Below are 15,787 nucleotides of genomic sequence, written 5' to 3'. Positions count from 1 at the left end.
TAATTTTTACCATAATTTTGTCATTAATTTCATTCCAAATAATCAAATATGAATATTCTCCATCTATCGGCTGTTAGAAACTGGGGTGGTGGGGAAAAACATATTGAGAACTTATGTTTGGAACTGGCAGAATCAAATCCTGAGGTAAACAATTTTATTCTCTGTAAAAAGGGCGATTTATTTGAAAAAAGCCTCCAAAAGAATAACCTGCCGTATGCTGCTACGCCAATATTGACCAATTTTGATTTCCGCTATGTCATTAAATTAATGACCCTCGTGAAAGAAAGAAAAATTAAGATTATTCATATTCACGACCCTACAGCATTGGCTTTTGCCGTGATAGCAGATAAGTTTACAGCGCTTCCACCTTTTATCTTCAGCAAAAAAACCTCTTTCCCTATTCGGGATAGAAAACGTACACTTTATAAATACAATTATCCAAAAATTAAAAAGATCCTGTGCGTTTCGGAAAAAAGTAAAAGCATAATTGCAGCGCATATAAAGGAGCCTTCAAAACTTATTAAAATCTACCACGGATTTAGAGCAGAAAGAGAACAATTTAAAACTACTAGGGAAAAACTTTTAACCGAATTAGACATTCCTGAAGGAAAAACTGTAGTTGGAAACATCGCTAATCATATTTGGCCAAAAGACCTGGAAACTTTTTTAAAAGTCGCTCACCACCTGGTATATACTAAAAATCGCAAGGATCTGTATTTTGTACAAATTGGATTTTACTTTAGAGAAACACCGCATTTATTAAAACGTCTGAAAGGACTAAAACTGGAAGGCCACGTTAAATGCTACGGTTTTAAAGACAATGCATCGAGATTCTTTAAAATTTTCGATTATTTCCTTTTAACCTCCCGGGTAGAAGGTCTACCCAATGTAATTTATGAAGCTTTTTACCACAAAGTTCCTGTAATTGCTACAAATGTGGGCGGAATTCCCGAAATTGTGAACCATTTAGAAAACGGACTTTTAGCCGATGCTTTTAATGCTGAAAAATTAGCTGAGCATATCCTGTTTTTAGAAAAAAACCAGGAGTTAATCCCTCGTTTTACCGAAAATGCCCATAAAAAACTGGTAGAAAATTTTACAACAAAACAAATGGCGCAACAAACACTACAAGAATACAAAAACGTCCTTTATGGAAGATCTTAAAACTGAAATGCAAAACGCCTTAGCCACTTTAAAGCGCGGCGGACTTATACTTTACCCTACCGACACGGTTTGGGGAATTGGCTGTGACGCTACAAACGCTGAAGCGGTAGAGAAAGTTTATAAACTTAAAAAACGTCACGAAAGTCAGGCGTTAATTTGCCTGGTTTCAGACTACAAAATGCTGAACCAGTTTGTGGAAGACGTGCCTGAAGTTGCTTACGATATTCTAAAATTTGCCCGAAAACCTACTACGATTATTTATGATGATCCTATTCGAGTAGCTGAAAACCTAATAGCCGATGATAATTCTTTGGCAATTAGGGTTTCAAAAGATAAATTTAGTAACGATTTGGCAAAAAGATTCAGAAAACCAATCGTTTCTACTTCGGCCAACATCAGTGGTGAAAAAACCCCCGAATCCTTTGCTGAAATAAGCCCCGAAATTTTAGAAGGTGTGGACTATGTAGTAAATTTGCAAAAAAATAAAAAATCGGCTAAACCCTCTGCCATTATTAAACTAAGTAACGATGGGAAGGTTAAAGTGATTAGGAAATAAGAGCCATTAGAAAACTTTTTACGTCAAGCTGAACTTGTTTCAGCTTCTAAGACCTTTTAACTATTTACAACCTAGATCCTGACTTAAATTTAGGATGACGTTTCCTAAGAATCCACGTAAAAGAGCTCAAAATGAAAGAGCTTTAACGATTAAAAAGTTTCAAAAGAAATTACAATAGTGAAGAATTATAAAGGAGCCTTAACCCACAATATTTTCAGGGTCATTACCCAGGCCTCAGAAGACCTTAAGCTCGAAAGTTACGTGATTGGAGGATTTGTTCGCGATCATATTTTACAGCGTGGTGAGCCCAAAGATATTGACATAGTTGCCGTAGGCAGTGGTATAGAATTAGCTCGAAAAGTTGCAACAATCCTTCCTCACAAACCCAAAGTGCAGGTTTTTAAAAATTACGGCACTGCAATGCTGCGTGCTTACGATATGGAAATCGAATTTGTAGGCGCCCGAAAGGAAAGTTATCAAAAAGATAGCAGAAAACCAGTCGTTGAAGATGGAAGCCTGGTAGACGACCAAAATAGGCGGGATTTTACAATAAATGCCCTTGCTCTGGGTTTAAATGAAGATAACTTCGGAAATCTACTGGATCCTTTTGACGGAATTGAAGATTTAAATTCGAAAATTATCAGAACGCCTCTGGATCCTGACATTACTTATTCTGATGATCCTTTAAGAATGCTTCGAGCGATTCGCTTTGCTACGCAACTTAATTTTAAGATTGAAAAGGAATCCTTGAAGGCGATTACCAGAAATAAGAAACGCATTAAAATAATTTCAAACGAAAGGATCACAGACGAACTTCATAAAATTATGCTGGCGGAAAAACCTTCAAAAGGATTTTCCCTGCTGCATAAAACCGGTTTGCTGCATATTATTATACCCGAATTAACCGCTTTGGAAGGCATAGACGAAATTGAGGGTCAAAAACACAAAGATAATTTCTGGCATACGCTGGAAGTGGTAGATAATATTTCAGAAAATACAGATGATCTCTGGCTTCGCTGGGCTGCTTTATTACACGATATTGGAAAAGCGCCGACTAAAAAATTTCATAAGAAAATCGGTTGGACCTTTCACGGGCACGAGTTTGTGGGCGCAAAAATGGTTTTTAAATTATTTAAACGACTTCGTCTGCCCTTAAATGAAAAAATGAAATATGTTCAGAAATTAGTTTTGATGAGCTCCCGCCCTATTGCGATTGTAGATAATGATGTAACCGACTCTGCAGTACGCCGGCTTATTTTTGACGCGGGGGAAGATATTGAAGATTTAATGACGCTTTGTGAGGCCGATATTACTACTAAGAATCCGAAGCGCTATAAACAGTATCACAATAATTTTAAAGTGGTACGCACGAAAATGAAAGAGGTAGAAGAACGCGATCACGTTCGCCAATTTCAACCTCCGGTAAGCGGTGAGGAGATTATGGAAACTTTTAATATCAAACCTTCAAGAGAAATAGGAATTATTAAAGAGACTATTAAAGAAGCAATTCTGGAAGGTGAGATCCCTAACGAGCACGAAGCCGCAAGGGAATTAATGCTGAAAAAAGGTAGAGAACTGGGGTTATCAGTGGGCAGTGATCATTCGCAGTAGGCAGTGAGTTTAGTAAGCAGTTGGCAGTGTGCAGTAGAAAATAAAGCTTGAATAAAAATGTATAGAAAATCGGTTAAAATATCTCTGATCCTGGTGTACCTCGTAATTGTTGCCGGTGCAGTGGTAAGAATGACGGGCTCCGGGATGGGTTGCCCAGACTGGCCAAAATGTTTCGGCTATTATATTCCTCCCACAGAAGTTTCAGAATTGGAATTTCAAGCCAATCGCGAGTATGAAAAAGGTCAGGTAATTATCGTGGATGAAACTTTAAAGGTGGCCGCAACCGATTTTACTTCCAAAGAAAACTATTCTGAAGAAAACTGGGACACTTATATAAAACACGATTACGCTATTTTTAATCCAACGCATACCTGGGTTGAATATATAAACAGGCTGGCCGGAGCTTTAGCCGGTTTTGCAGTACTAATTATGGCGTTTCTCTCGTTCAAAAAATGGAAAAAAAGAAAACGTATCACTATTCTTTCCTGGCTTAGCGTTTTTCTTATGGGATTCCAGGCGTGGCTTGGTGCAACCGTGGTTTATTCGGTTTTATCGCCTGTAAGAATCACCATTCATATGGTTATGGCGCTGGTAATTGTAGCGCTTTTGCTCTATTTATTATTTATCGCCGAGGAAAAAGTCAAAAATAAAGTTCCAAATAGAACTTTTAGAAACTTAATGATTCTCGCGGTGGGATTAACACTTATCCAGGTGGTTTTAGGAACCCAGGTTAGACAACTTGTTGACGAGCAGGTGAAAATGCTTGGATACGATGCAAAGGAATTATGGCTGGCCAATCCCAATCTTAACTTCTATGTACACCGCAGTTTTTCTATTCTAGTTTTCCTGGTTAACGCTGTACTCTGGTGGAAAAACCGAAAACTTCAGCTTCAATTCGGAAAAATAAATTGGGTTATGTTGTTCCTATTACTGGAAATTGCTACCGGAATTGCGATGTATAATTTTGATTTTCCGTTTCTTTCCCAACCGTTTCATTTGGTAATTGCCTCAGTATTGTTTGGGTTTCAGTTTTATTTATTATTGGAATGCTTTGCAGCGGGCAGAAAGTTGAAAACTTTGTAACTTTGCTCCTTAAAATTTGATATTATGGTTTACCGATTTAGAGTAATTCTTGATGCTGAGGAAGACGTGTTTAGGGACATAGAAATACTGCAGGAAGACACCCTGGAAGACCTACACAATACCATTTTACAGTCTTTTGGATTTGATGGAACTGAGATGGCCTCTTTCTATTTAAGCGATGATGACTGGCAGCAAGGTGAAGAATTTTCTCAGTTTGATATGGGTGGTGAAGTTCGTTTAATGAACGAAACCAGCCTTGAGTCTATTTTAGATGAAGAAAATAGAAAAGTAATCTATATTTACGACTTCCTGAAAATGTGGACTTTCTTAATTGAACTTGCTCAAGTAGGCGAAGTTGAAGCCGGAAGGGATTATCCAAACCTAATGTTTGTGCACGGTCAACTTCCAGATGAAGCACCGGACAAAGATTTTGTTGGAGAAGATGATGAAGATGCAGGTGGTGGCGATATGTTTGATCAGGGTTTCAATACCAACGATTACGACGATCTTTCTTTTGACGAAAATTGGAATTGATTGGAAAGGAATCATCCTGAACTTTTTTCGGAGTCTAAACTAACAGTGCTTCTGAAAGCTCACGTTAAGCTGAACGTGTCTCAGCTTCTAACTTGATGGAATTTAGAATTCTTTGCTTCATAAATTAAAATAAGGTTTCCGTCGCAGTTTATCCCGATATTTATCGGGACGGAAATAACAAAATATAACATACATGATCAACCTTTTTAATGCGCAAATTGAGTCCCTTTCTATTCACAGGGTTGGGAACAAAAGTCGAAATGAGAATATTTTCCTCTCGGCGGCTCCTTATCAGTTAAACGATGAGATCACTCCTTTGATAAAGGAATATTTTCTGAAACCTTTTAGGGAAAAGGAAGAGAATTACTTCAATTTTTCTCACGAAACCGATCTTGAATTCAACGAATTATACAATTTAGCGAATGCAGTTTTTGACGATCCAGCCAACATTCACGAGGCTTCCAAAAAGATCACCACTTTATTATTTGAACAATCTTCGCATCCTCACATCAAAAGCGGGGAAGTTTATGTTGTATATTTCGAAAATCTTCAAATGGATAATGAAAAGGTTTCCGGAATTGGGATTTTTAAATCTGAGTTAAAGCACGATTTTCTTCAGTTTGAAGAAAATGGCAGTATTTTAGAAATGATCGTTCAGCAGGGAATTAATCTCAATAAACTGGATAAAGGCGCACTGATTTTCAATAAAAATCGTGAGGAAGGTTATAAAATCCTTTCGGTAGACTCTAATAAATACGATACCAAATACTGGCTTGAGAACTTTTTGGGTGTGGATGTAATGCGTGATGAGAATTACAACACCAAAAGTTACCTGAACTTCTGTAAGAACTTTGCTAAAGACGTTGTTTTACCTGCAGAAGACAAAAAAGAAGAGGTAATGTTTATGAATCGAAGTATGGATTACTTCGCTAAAAATGACGATTTTGAGGAAAGTAATTTCCTGAATTCGGTAATAGACAATCCTGAATTATTACCAGAATTTCAGCATTACAAAACCGAAAAAGCTCCAAAATACAAAATTGAAGATCTAACTAATTTTCCTATCGCTAATAAAGCGGTTACCGATGCGCGGAAAAAGATCAAAAGTGTTATTAACCTGGATACCCATATTCAAATTAAAATGGATTTTGTAAACGCAGAATCGGCCGATAAGTTTGTGGAAAAAGGCTGGGACGAAGAAAAACAAATGTATTATTACCTGGTTTATTTTAATAAAGAGGAAAAGAGTTAGATAGAATATATAAAAATAGTAGCCACGAATACACTAATATTATTTGTGGGTTTAGAGAAATACCAGACCTCATAGGTTTTTGAAAACCTGTGAGGTCTTTTTTATTCCTGACATTAAAAATTTTTACAACTAAAGGCTTTCTGAAAAAATTCTTAATCTAGTCATCCTGAATTTATTTAAGGATCAAAGATCTGGATAATCATATGTTCAGCTTGACGAAATTATACTATTCAGACAAACTTTTTATTCTTTTAAGAACTCTCCAGCAAACGTTTCATATTCACATCTTCATAATTTCGGCGTACAAAATCTAGCGCAGTTCTTAAAATCTGGCCCATTGTACTGGCACGCTTAAATTTTATATCCTTGGTATATTTATAAAGATCGCTTCTTAGGGTTTTTACATTGGCCTGGGTAGAAACGTGATCGTTTATCATGCAACGCAACAATTCTTTATAACGCGGCCGTGTATTAATAATCCTTTTGGCAAGAAGGGAACGTTCTTCTTTTCTATATTGTTCTATTGAAGATTCCTGAAGTTTGTCCTGCACCAACTCCACCATTTTTAAATTCTCTTTAAAAAACTGCGGACGATAAACTTTTAAATTCCCTTCAAAACACTGCTGGTCAAAATCTATTGCTCTTATTTGATATTCAACGTGATCAAAGTCGTGGGTAGGGATTACCACGTAATTATAAGAACGCATATCTCCCAACAATCTTACCGTACAGCGCTCATTGAATTTCACAAATTGCTTGGCGATTTGAGTTTGTGCCCGGTTATCACAGCTTGGCAAATGATCTTCAATAAAAACGTCGCCAGGAATCCCCGCAATATGCTCTTCAATTAAAGTGTCTTTATAAACCAGGAAATTTATTCGATGTGGAGAAAGCAAATGTTCAAATTCGAGGCCGTAGATTCGGGAAGCATCGGCTTTTTTCACATAGAAATAGGTAAAACTATCATTCAGAATATTTCGCACTTTTATGCGGAAAGGTTTCGAATTCCCAAAAGTGCAATAATCAATAGCATCTACATTTAAAAATTCTAGCGAGTCGTCGCTTCCGTCAGAATGCATTATGGTATACACCTGTTTTAGGCTGTTATCAATTTCTTCCCGTTCAAAATCGGGATAATAACACCGTACCCAAAACGTGTCTTCTTCGTGCTGATCGTAAACCACCACCGATCCGGAAAAGCGCAATAAATCATCATAAAAAACCGGAATTTTAGTATTTCGATTATGCTTGGCCAGATATCGGTTTAACCTTTCATTTACGGCAAATGAAGGTTTCTTCTTAGACATCAGCTTTTCTTCCATATTGTGTTTGCTTTTTATCAAAAATAAGCTTTCTAGAGCGGAATCTGTAACAATTTCATAACTTCGTCGTCATACTTTAAACTTTTCTTCAATTTTGGAAACAATTCTAAGTCTTAAAGACCTCACTAAAAAATATGGCTCGCTAACCGCGGTAGACAACCTGTCTTTTACCATAGAAAAAGGCAACGTATACGGTATTTTAGGCCCTAACGGAAGTGGTAAATCTACTACGCTCGGGATGGTGCTGAATGTAGTTAATAAAACCTCTGGCGAGTTCGCCTGGTTTAGCGGAAATACCGATACGCACGACGCCCTGAAAAAAGTAGGGGCCATTATAGAACATCCTAATTTTTACCCATATATGACGGCCGCACAAAATTTGGCTTTGGTATGTAAAATCAAAGATGTTCCCAAGGATAAAATTAACGAAAAACTGGAAATTGTTGGATTGCTGGATAGAAAAGACAGTAAATTCCGGACTTTTTCCTTAGGGATGAAACAACGCCTGGCCATTGCCTCTGCCCTACTTAACGATCCGAAGATTTTGATTTTGGATGAACCAACAAACGGACTGGATCCGCAGGGAATTCATCAAATTCGGGAGATCATCAGGAAAATCGCTGCCGGTGGAACTACCATTTTACTCGCTTCACATTTACTAGATGAAGTTGAAAAAGTTTGCTCTCATGTCGTTATTATAAGAAATGGGAAGAAACTTTACAGCGGGCCTGTAGATGCTATAAATGCCAGCCACGGCTTCTTTGAACTGCAGGCAAAAAATATGCAATTGCTCCAGGAATTACTTATTGCCCATCCCGGTATAGAAAATGTTTCGGAAAAAGAAAATATTGTCACGGCTATTCTTAAAGAGCCAATGGATGCTGAAACTATTAACGAATATTTGTTTGAAAAAGGACTTTCGCTTTCCTACCTGGTAAAACGCAAAGAAAGCCTGGAAGAGCAATTCCTTCAATTAACCAATCAAACTACTGCTGTATAATGTTACGACTTTTAGAGATAGAATATCATAAATTACGCTATAGCCGTTCGGCAAAAATACTGGTTTTCACCTATTTCATTTTAATAACTTTCATCGCTTTAATTGCTTCTATTGAATTCAATTTAGGGTCGATAAACTTTCGCGTTGCCGATCAGGGGATTTTTAATTTCCCATATATCTGGCATTTTAATTCCTATATCGCGGCTTTGTTAAAACTATTCCTGGCCATCGTAATCGTCTCGATGATGTCTAATGAATATAGTAACCGTACCCTAAAACAAAACCTGATAGACGGCCTGAGCAAAAAGGAGTTCATCGCTTCAAAATTCTTAACTGTCACGGTGTTTTCTTTAATTTCGACCTTATTTCTATTCATCGTTTCGTTGATTTTAGGACTTTCATTCTCAGATTTTACAGAAGCTTCCATCATCTTTTCAGATATGGAATATATGATCGCCTATTTCGTGAAACTTACCGGCTTTTTTGCCTTTTGTATGTTCCTGGGAATTCTCATAAAACGATCGGCCTTTGCACTTGGTTTTCTATTTATCTGGTGGATTTTAGAAAGCATTGTGTATGGAGTTTTAAAATGGCAGATTTTTAGGGATTCCGAAATTGCCGATAATATCGCACGATTTTTTCCGCTGGAATCTATGAGCAATCTCATTAAAGAACCGTTCTCAAGGTTATCTGCCGTGCAAACCGCCGCCACCCAATTAGGATCTGAATTTGATAAAGATTATGGAATCCATTGGGACCAGCTATTAATTGTTATCTTCTGGACTACCATCTTTGTTTTTCTTTCATACCGTTTACTTAAAAAGCGTGATTTGTAGTTCAAAAAATATGACATTTTAGCAATATCAGTTTTGGTTCCTAAAGCTTTCGCAATAAAAACGTTAAGGAAAAGTTTATCAGTTTGAATAGGCAGGATTATTGATTAGTTTCGTGATAATAAGCGAGGAACACGAATGAAATTTCAGATAGAATCAGATTACAAGCCTACCGGTGACCAGCCAAAAGCGATAGAACAACTGGTAACCGGAATAAACAATAACGATCAATACCAGACCCTGCTTGGGGTAACGGGTTCGGGTAAAACTTTTTCCGTAGCTAATGTAATTCAGGAGGTGCAAAAACCCACCCTGGTCCTGGCACATAACAAAACACTCGCCGCTCAGCTTTATTCAGAATTCAAACAATTCTTTCCGAATAATGCCGTGGAATATTTTGTGAGTTATTACGATTATTATCAACCGGAAGCATTTATCCCCAGTTCGGGAACTTATATTGAAAAAGATCTTTCTATCAATGAAGAAATTGAGAAGTTACGACTCAGTACCACTTCTTCCCTTTTAAGCGGAAGACGTGATGTTATTGTGGTAGCTTCGGTTTCCTGCCTATATGGCATTGGTAACCCGGTTGAGTTTCGTAAAAATGTAGTTTCTATTGAAAGGGATATGCAAATTTCCCGCACCAAATTCTTACATCAACTAGTTCAAAGTTTGTATTCCCGTACCGAAGCTGAATTCTCCCACGGAAATTTCAGAATCAAAGGGGACACCGTAGATGTTTACCCGAGTTATGCCGATAATGCTTTCAGAATTCACTTTTTTGGAGATGAAATTGAAGAAATTGAAGCTTTTGATCCTGGTACCAACGATATAATAGAAAAATACGAACGCCTGAATATTTACCCTGCCAATATGTTCGTGACATCGCCTGATGTGATGCAAAATGCGATCCACCACATCCAGGACGATCTTGTAAAACAGGTAGATTACTTCAGGGACATAGGTAAACATCTGGAAGCAAAACGTCTGGATGAACGCACCAATTTTGATCTGGAAATGATACGGGAATTGGGCTATTGTTCGGGGATCGAGAACTATTCCAGGTATCTGGACGGAAGGCAACCCGGTACACGTCCTTTCTGTCTTTTGGATTATTTTCCGGATGATTTTTTAATGGTGGTAGACGAAAGCCATGTAACCATTCCGCAGGTACACGCGATGTATGGAGGAGATAGGTCAAGGAAAGAAACCTTGGTAGAATATGGATTCAGATTGCCAGCCGCAATGGATAATCGCCCTTTAAAATTCGAAGAATTTGAAGCCTTGCAAAATCAGGTGATTTATGTGAGTGCAACTCCTGCCGATTACGAATTACAGAAATCTGAAGGTGTTTATGTAGAACAGGTAATTAGACCAACCGGACTTCTAGATCCGGTAATCGAAGTACGACCCAGCTTAAACCAAATTGACGATCTTATTGAAGAAATTCATACCAGAAATGAGAAAGATCAAAGAACTCTGGTTACTACGCTTACTAAAAGAATGGCCGAAGAACTTACTAAATATCTCACCCGTATTAATATAAGGTGCCGCTATATTCACTCTGATGTTGATACCCTGGAACGTGTAGAAATTATGCAGGATTTACGCCGGGGATTGTTTGATGTTTTAATTGGGGTAAACCTGTTAAGGGAAGGTCTGGATCTTCCGGAGGTCTCTCTAGTAGCAGTAATTGATGCGGATAAAGAAGGATTTTTAAGAAGTAACCGTTCGCTAACCCAAACCATTGGTCGAGCAGCGCGTCATGTTGAAGGAAAAGCGATATTGTATGCCGATAAGATTACCGACAGTATGCAAAAAACCATGGATCAAACCGAATATCGAAGAAACAAGCAGATAAATTATAACAAAGAAAACAACATTCGTCCTACCGCGCTGGTTAAACGACTGGAGAACAGCACACTTATTAAAGAAAAACTGGATGTTTATGATGCTGAAAAACCTTTAACTACAAAAGCTGCAGAAGCCGAGGTCGCCTATATGAGCAAAGCAGATCTGGAAAAAAGAATTCGGCAGAAAAGAAAGGCAATGGAAAAAGCTGCAAAAGATCTTGACTTTATGGCGGCGGCAAAACACAGGGACGAAATAAAAATGCTTCAGAATAAAATAAAAGAAACGCAGGGCTAGGTAAATCCCTTATTATCAGAAGACTCCTTAAAAAAGCTTTTCAAAAAGTATATTTAAAAATCCAAAGCACCCCTAACTAGAAAACACCTTAGTCTTAACCGGTATTTTTAGTAGGATGAAAAAAATTATACTTTTCTATTTTTTTAATTTTAGCAACCACAGTTTTCTCCCAGGTAGGAATTGGAACTGCCGAACCGGGAGCTCAGCTGGATATAGTTGAGTTAGATAAGGACAGTCCAAGGAACATAGACGGAATATTAATTCCCCCTCTGAAAAAATTTTCATCCCAAAATCCTGTAAGTGCACAGCACGGAATGTTAATTTTTCTCAGTGAAGATTTTAATAATCTTCCATAGGGATTTTACTATTGGCATCATCAGGAAAACAACTGGAAGTTTATAGTTGCAGATGCTAAAGCTGCGAATTTCTACGATCCGAATTCTACCGAAAGCCCCGGCAATATTTAGATAACATATTCAGAAAAGGAAATATCGGTATTGGCACTGAAGAGATTATCAGAAAACTTCAAATCGCCATAAATACCGATGATTCCCAGGATATTAAAAAAGGTCTGGAAATAGATAATAATAATTCCGCGGAAACCAGAAATACAGACGGAATTGAAATAAGAAATCGTAGTAAAACTAATCATATAAAATACGGAATTAAAAATCACGTAACCGGTGATGGTAACGGGGAAAGATATGGCTTCTATAATTCTACTTCTCAGGGATCCAGCGGTTCTAACATCTAGGGGATTTATATTCGGTGGGGAGAACAGAGGGTGGTAACAGCTCTAATTATGAATTATATACTGAAATTGGTGAAGTTACCGGTAGAGGTAAGATCTATGGAATTTTTGTCCCGACTATAGGTAACCAAGTTCCAGGGTTTTTGGGGGTTACTTTGCAGGTCCCGTTGAAATAGGCAGAACTGAGGCTGAAGAATATCGCTTCCCTGATACACGCGGTGAGGAAACACAATCACACCAAAAATTATATTAGTACAGGAACCGCTTCTGGAAACTACATTTTTGGCGACGAAGTATCCCCGATATTCAGGATAATAGCATAACCAGTATAGCAAATGGGGAAATCCTAAATATTCTCGGTATTGGCACCAGATGGTTGCTGATAAATAAATCTAATTATAAAAAGCAGCAAAATTTATCTTTGCTGCTTTCTAAAACTTAATCTTCAGCCCTATCTCCTTTCCATTCCATAAATCCACCTTCAAGGTTATACGTGTTGGCAAAACCCATCTGGTCTAAAATAGTACAGGCTTGCGCACTTCGCTTTCCGGAACGGCAATAGATATAATAATTTTTATCTTTATCTAGTTTTTCAACCTCATTTACAAATTCCTGCCCTTTATAAATATCCAGGTTTTTAGCCTTAGGGATATACCCGTCCTCTACTTCTTCCTCTGTTCTTACATCTAAAATCACTGCTTTTTCATCCTTCTGTAGCTGAGATTGCCATTCTTCCTGACTAAGTTCTTTCATAAATTTTATTTTTTTATTAATCACCTAAAAGAGGTGATCTGTAATTCCTAATATATTTTTTAGTAAAGATATTGAAAGTTTTAAAAAACAGGCCTCCATTCGCTTATGATTCCTTCTTTAAAATTTTAACATTTCTTTTACAACTAAAATATAAAACTAACTTATATTTGTACATACAAATGTTGTTTAGACAAATGAATATAGAAGACCAATTAAAAACGAACAATTTGCCTCCGGCCAGGAAGCTAAGTCTTAGCATTTTGGTGACCGCAAATCTAATAGACGAGAATGTAGCCGCTGCGCTCAAACCTTTTGATATTTCTGTTCAGCAATTTAATGTTCTTCGAATTCTAAGAGGACAAAAAGGAAAACCGGCGAACCTTAGTACTATTCAGGAACGGATGGTGAGTAAAATGAGCAATACCACCCGTTTGGTAGACAAGCTTATCACCAAAGGACTTACGGAAAGGGTTATCTGCGAAGCTAACAGGCGCAAGGTTGAAATAAGTATTACTGAAAAAGGTTTGGATCTTTTGAAGGAAATTGATCCAAAAGTGGACGCAGTAGAAAAAGAGCTAATACAGGATATCACTGAAGAAGAAATTGAAATTGTTACTAATTGCTTAAATAAAATAAGAAAATAATTATGGAAAATTATATAGAAAATTTAAACTGGCGTTACGCCACCAAAAAATTTGATGTTGCAAAACCTTTAAGCCAGGAAGATTTAGAGAAACTTCAAAAAAGTATTCAACTTTCGGCATCTTCCTACGGGCTTCAGCCTTACGAGGTATTTGTAATTTCCGATAAGGAAACCAAAAAGAAATTGAAAGCTGCTGCCTGGAACCAATCTCAACTTACTGATGCTTCCCACGTATTTGTGTTTGTAGGACTTAAGAAATTAAACGAAGCTTATATAGATGCCTATCTGAAGAATATCAGTAAAATTAGAAAAGTTCAGTTTCAGGATTTAGGCGGATTAAAAGATATGTTAACCTCTAATATATTAGGTCAAACTGAAGATCAACAAACTATTTGGGCACAAAAACAAGCTTATATCGCACTTGGGAATTTACTTTCTGCAGCAGCAAATTTAAAGATTGATACCTGTCCTATGGAAGGTTTTGATGCGCAAAAGTTTGATGAAATCCTTGGAATTTCAGGAACGAATTTAACTACTGCAGTGATCGCTACCGCTGGATATAGAAGTGACGAAGACCAGTTACAACACGCTAAAAAAGTTAGAAAACAAGAAGAAGAATTATTCCATTTAATATAAACAAAAGTAAACTACCTCGGAGCAAGTGCACGAGGCATTCATTGAGAAACATTGTTTAATTTTCGAGGCAAACCTCGGAGCATTTAAATCTCGATTATCGAGTAAAATTAATTTAAATTAAAAATTGCTATGAAAAAGAATCTATTAAAAACTGTATTTGCATCTGCATTCCTTGTATCATTCCTATCATTTTCAACAGTGAATGCCCAGGATAAAAAAATTGATGTAAAAGAAAGCAACATTAACTGGGAAGGTGAAAAAGTTACCGGCTCTCACTACGGAACCATAGACTTGCAAAACGGTCATTTCACTATGCAGAACGGTGAACTTACCGGAGGAGAATTTGTAATAAATATGAGTTCTATTACCGTTACCGATCTTACCGGTGAAGACAAAGGAAAATTAGAAGGTCACTTAAAATCTGATGATTTCTTTGGCGTAAATAACCATCCAACTTCAAAATTGGTGATTACGAGTGTTGCCAAAAAGAGTAATGGAACATATGGTGTTGTAGCCGATCTTACTATTAAGGATAAAACAAATCCTGTGACTTTCGATTTAGATTGGGAAGAAAATTCAGCTTCTACTGAACTAACTATAGACCGTTCTAAGTACGATGTACGTTATGGTTCAGGGAGTTTTTTCGACAATCTTGGAGATAAAACTATCTACGATAATTTTGAATTAGACGTAGAGTTGAAATTCTAATTACGAGGGGAAAGAAATTGCTATTGAAAAATAAAAATTGAATTAATTATGGAAAAACAAGTAAACGCGCAGGCAAGTAACATCGCCTGGAAAGGAAAAAAAGTATTAGGATCCCACTCAGGAACTATCGATTTAAAAGACGGTAAATTCCAGTTTGAAAACGAAGAAATAGTTGGTGGTGAATTTGTAATGGATATGACCACGATTACCGTAACCGATCTTAAAGGTGACGATAAAGCCGGACTGGAAGGTCATTTAAATTCTGATGATTTCTTTGGTGTGGATAATCACCCGACTTCAAAATTGGTAATTACCAGCGTTGCTAAAAAAGACGACGGTACTTATGGTGTGGTTGGTGATCTTACTATTAAAGAAAACACGCATCCGGTAACTTTCGATTTAGACTGGAGCAACAATACCGCTACCACTAAGTTAAGTATAGATCGTTCTAAATATGACGTAAAATACAACTCCGGTAGTTTCTTTAGCGGACTTGGAGATCAAACCATTTACGATAATTTCGATTTGAATATTGAGTTGAAATTTTAATTAGTTGAATTGCACAATTCCAGCCGGAAAAGTTAAAATCGCTTTTCCGGCTTTCTTTTTAGGAATTTCACTTGTTTATTAAAATATGCTTTCTATCTTTGAAGTAATGAAAAACAGAATAGCAAATACCTGGTGGTGGAAAAATTTACGTCAAACGTCGTGAAGTAACATCGCTATAGTATAAAATCATACAAAAGGCTTGTCTCACGACAAGCCTTTTTTTATTCAGTTTTTTGTCATTTCC

The 15,787-nt window shown here is 37.0% G+C and carries 15 protein-coding genes; 13 read left to right on the top strand and 2 right to left on the bottom strand.

Features of this window, described 5'->3' with window-relative positions; translation table 11 throughout:
* Positions 1–48: 48 nt before the first annotated feature.
* The 6 genes from B5X53_RS03830 (at position 49) to B5X53_RS03805 (ending at position 6,200) form a co-directional block, all read left to right on the top strand.
* Positions 49–1,164, top strand: coding sequence for a glycosyltransferase family 4 protein (locus tag B5X53_RS03830; protein ID WP_079711920.1), 1,116 nt, complete (start codon positions 49–51; stop codon positions 1,162–1,164).
* Positions 1,151–1,720 (top strand): L-threonylcarbamoyladenylate synthase, encoded by a 570-nt coding sequence (locus B5X53_RS03825; RefSeq protein WP_079711919.1) that lies wholly within the window; start codon positions 1,151–1,153, stop codon positions 1,718–1,720. Before B5X53_RS03830 ends, B5X53_RS03825 begins: the two co-directional genes overlap by 14 nt.
* 174 nt (positions 1,721–1,894) lie before the next feature.
* The gene (locus B5X53_RS03820) at positions 1,895–3,331 is read left to right on the top strand and encodes a CCA tRNA nucleotidyltransferase (protein WP_079711918.1); all 1,437 of its coding nucleotides are present in this window, start codon (positions 1,895–1,897) and stop codon (positions 3,329–3,331) included.
* A gap of 57 nt (positions 3,332–3,388) precedes the next feature.
* Entirely contained in the window at positions 3,389–4,414 is a 1,026-nt protein-coding gene (locus B5X53_RS03815; protein WP_079711917.1) for a COX15/CtaA family protein, read from the top strand.
* 24 nt (positions 4,415–4,438) lie between these two features.
* Positions 4,439–4,948, top strand: coding sequence for an IS1096 element passenger TnpR family protein (locus tag B5X53_RS03810; RefSeq protein ID WP_079711916.1), 510 nt, complete (start codon positions 4,439–4,441; stop codon positions 4,946–4,948).
* A 193-nt stretch (positions 4,949–5,141) separates the two neighbouring features.
* Positions 5,142–6,200: a nucleoid-associated protein gene (locus tag B5X53_RS03805; protein WP_079711915.1), complete on the top strand. Its 1,059-nt coding sequence runs from the start codon at positions 5,142–5,144 to the stop codon at positions 6,198–6,200.
* Between the two features lie 251 nt (positions 6,201–6,451).
* On the opposite strand, the gene B5X53_RS03800 is transcribed toward B5X53_RS03805, so the two are convergent.
* On the bottom strand, positions 6,452–7,522 hold the full coding sequence (locus B5X53_RS03800; protein WP_075326256.1) for a hypothetical protein: 1,071 nt from the start codon (positions 7,520–7,522) through the stop codon (positions 6,452–6,454).
* Between the two features lie 94 nt (positions 7,523–7,616).
* Here B5X53_RS03800 and B5X53_RS03795 point away from each other — a divergent pair, with 94 nt between their 5' ends.
* The 3 genes from B5X53_RS03795 to uvrB all read left to right on the top strand — a co-directional run bounded on the left by B5X53_RS03795 (position 7,617) and on the right by uvrB (position 11,503).
* Entirely contained in the window at positions 7,617–8,522 is a 906-nt protein-coding gene (locus B5X53_RS03795) for an ABC transporter ATP-binding protein (RefSeq protein WP_079711914.1), read from the top strand.
* Complete coding sequence (locus B5X53_RS03790; RefSeq protein ID WP_079711913.1) at positions 8,522–9,358, top strand: ABC transporter permease; 837 nt, start codon at positions 8,522–8,524, stop codon at positions 9,356–9,358. The genes B5X53_RS03795 and B5X53_RS03790 overlap by 1 nt, the downstream gene beginning before the upstream one ends.
* A 135-nt stretch (positions 9,359–9,493) precedes the next feature.
* On the top strand, positions 9,494–11,503 hold the full coding sequence (uvrB, locus tag B5X53_RS03785; RefSeq protein WP_079711912.1) for an excinuclease ABC subunit UvrB: 2,010 nt from the start codon (positions 9,494–9,496) through the stop codon (positions 11,501–11,503).
* 1,189 nt (positions 11,504–12,692) lie between these two features.
* On the opposite strand, the gene B5X53_RS03775 is transcribed toward uvrB, so the two are convergent.
* Positions 12,693–13,007: a rhodanese-like domain-containing protein gene (locus B5X53_RS03775; protein WP_079711910.1), complete on the bottom strand. Its 315-nt coding sequence runs from the start codon at positions 13,005–13,007 to the stop codon at positions 12,693–12,695.
* A 194-nt stretch (positions 13,008–13,201) separates the two neighbouring features.
* On the opposite strand from B5X53_RS03775, the gene B5X53_RS03770 reads away from it, so the two are divergent.
* The 4 genes from B5X53_RS03770 to B5X53_RS03755 all read left to right on the top strand — a co-directional run bounded on the left by B5X53_RS03770 (position 13,202) and on the right by B5X53_RS03755 (position 15,543).
* Positions 13,202–13,651 carry a MarR family winged helix-turn-helix transcriptional regulator gene (locus B5X53_RS03770; RefSeq protein WP_079711909.1) on the top strand — a complete coding sequence of 150 codons (450 nt, stop codon included), beginning with the start codon at positions 13,202–13,204 and terminating at the stop codon, positions 13,649–13,651.
* A 2-nt stretch (positions 13,652–13,653) separates the two neighbouring features.
* Positions 13,654–14,286, top strand: a complete 633-nt coding sequence (locus B5X53_RS03765; protein ID WP_079711908.1) for an NAD(P)H-dependent oxidoreductase — start codon at positions 13,654–13,656, stop codon at positions 14,284–14,286.
* A 129-nt stretch (positions 14,287–14,415) separates the two neighbouring features.
* On the top strand, positions 14,416–14,994 hold the full coding sequence (locus tag B5X53_RS03760) for a YceI family protein (protein WP_079711907.1): 579 nt from the start codon (positions 14,416–14,418) through the stop codon (positions 14,992–14,994).
* 48 nt (positions 14,995–15,042) lie between these two features.
* Complete coding sequence (locus B5X53_RS03755; RefSeq protein WP_079711906.1) at positions 15,043–15,543, top strand: YceI family protein; 501 nt, start codon at positions 15,043–15,045, stop codon at positions 15,541–15,543.
* Positions 15,544–15,787 lie beyond the last annotated feature (244 nt).

It is taken from the genome of Salegentibacter salinarum (assembly GCF_900168115.1).
Classification (GTDB): Bacteria; Bacteroidota; Bacteroidia; order Flavobacteriales; family Flavobacteriaceae; genus Salegentibacter; species Salegentibacter salinarum.
The sequence above is the reverse complement of the archived record's forward strand: the minus strand, read 5'-3'. Positions and strand labels throughout refer to the sequence as shown.

Excerpts from the sequence above, each read along its gene's own strand:
- B5X53_RS03775 (WP_079711910.1), bottom strand. The coding sequence starts at position 13,007 with ATGAAAGAACTTAGTCAGGAAGAATGGCAATCTCAGCTACAGAAGGAT.
- B5X53_RS03760 (WP_079711907.1), top strand. The coding sequence starts at position 14,416 with ATGAAAAAGAATCTATTAAAAACTGTATTTGCATCTGCATTCCTTGTA.
- B5X53_RS03810 (WP_079711916.1), top strand. The coding sequence starts at position 4,439 with ATGGTTTACCGATTTAGAGTAATTCTTGATGCTGAGGAAGACGTGTTT.
- B5X53_RS03805 (WP_079711915.1), top strand. The coding sequence starts at position 5,142 with ATGATCAACCTTTTTAATGCGCAAATTGAGTCCCTTTCTATTCACAGG.
- B5X53_RS03830 (WP_079711920.1), top strand. The coding sequence starts at position 49 with ATGAATATTCTCCATCTATCGGCTGTTAGAAACTGGGGTGGTGGGGAA.
- B5X53_RS03800 (WP_075326256.1), bottom strand. The coding sequence starts at position 7,522 with ATGGAAGAAAAGCTGATGTCTAAGAAGAAACCTTCATTTGCCGTAAAT.
- uvrB (WP_079711912.1), top strand. The coding sequence starts at position 9,494 with ATGAAATTTCAGATAGAATCAGATTACAAGCCTACCGGTGACCAGCCA.
- B5X53_RS03815 (WP_079711917.1), top strand. The coding sequence starts at position 3,389 with ATGTATAGAAAATCGGTTAAAATATCTCTGATCCTGGTGTACCTCGTA.
- B5X53_RS03770 (WP_079711909.1), top strand. The coding sequence starts at position 13,202 with ATGAATATAGAAGACCAATTAAAAACGAACAATTTGCCTCCGGCCAGG.
- B5X53_RS03755 (WP_079711906.1), top strand. The coding sequence starts at position 15,043 with ATGGAAAAACAAGTAAACGCGCAGGCAAGTAACATCGCCTGGAAAGGA.
- B5X53_RS03765 (WP_079711908.1), top strand. The coding sequence starts at position 13,654 with ATGGAAAATTATATAGAAAATTTAAACTGGCGTTACGCCACCAAAAAA.
- B5X53_RS03790 (WP_079711913.1), top strand. The coding sequence starts at position 8,522 with ATGTTACGACTTTTAGAGATAGAATATCATAAATTACGCTATAGCCGT.
- B5X53_RS03825 (WP_079711919.1), top strand. The coding sequence starts at position 1,151 with ATGGAAGATCTTAAAACTGAAATGCAAAACGCCTTAGCCACTTTAAAG.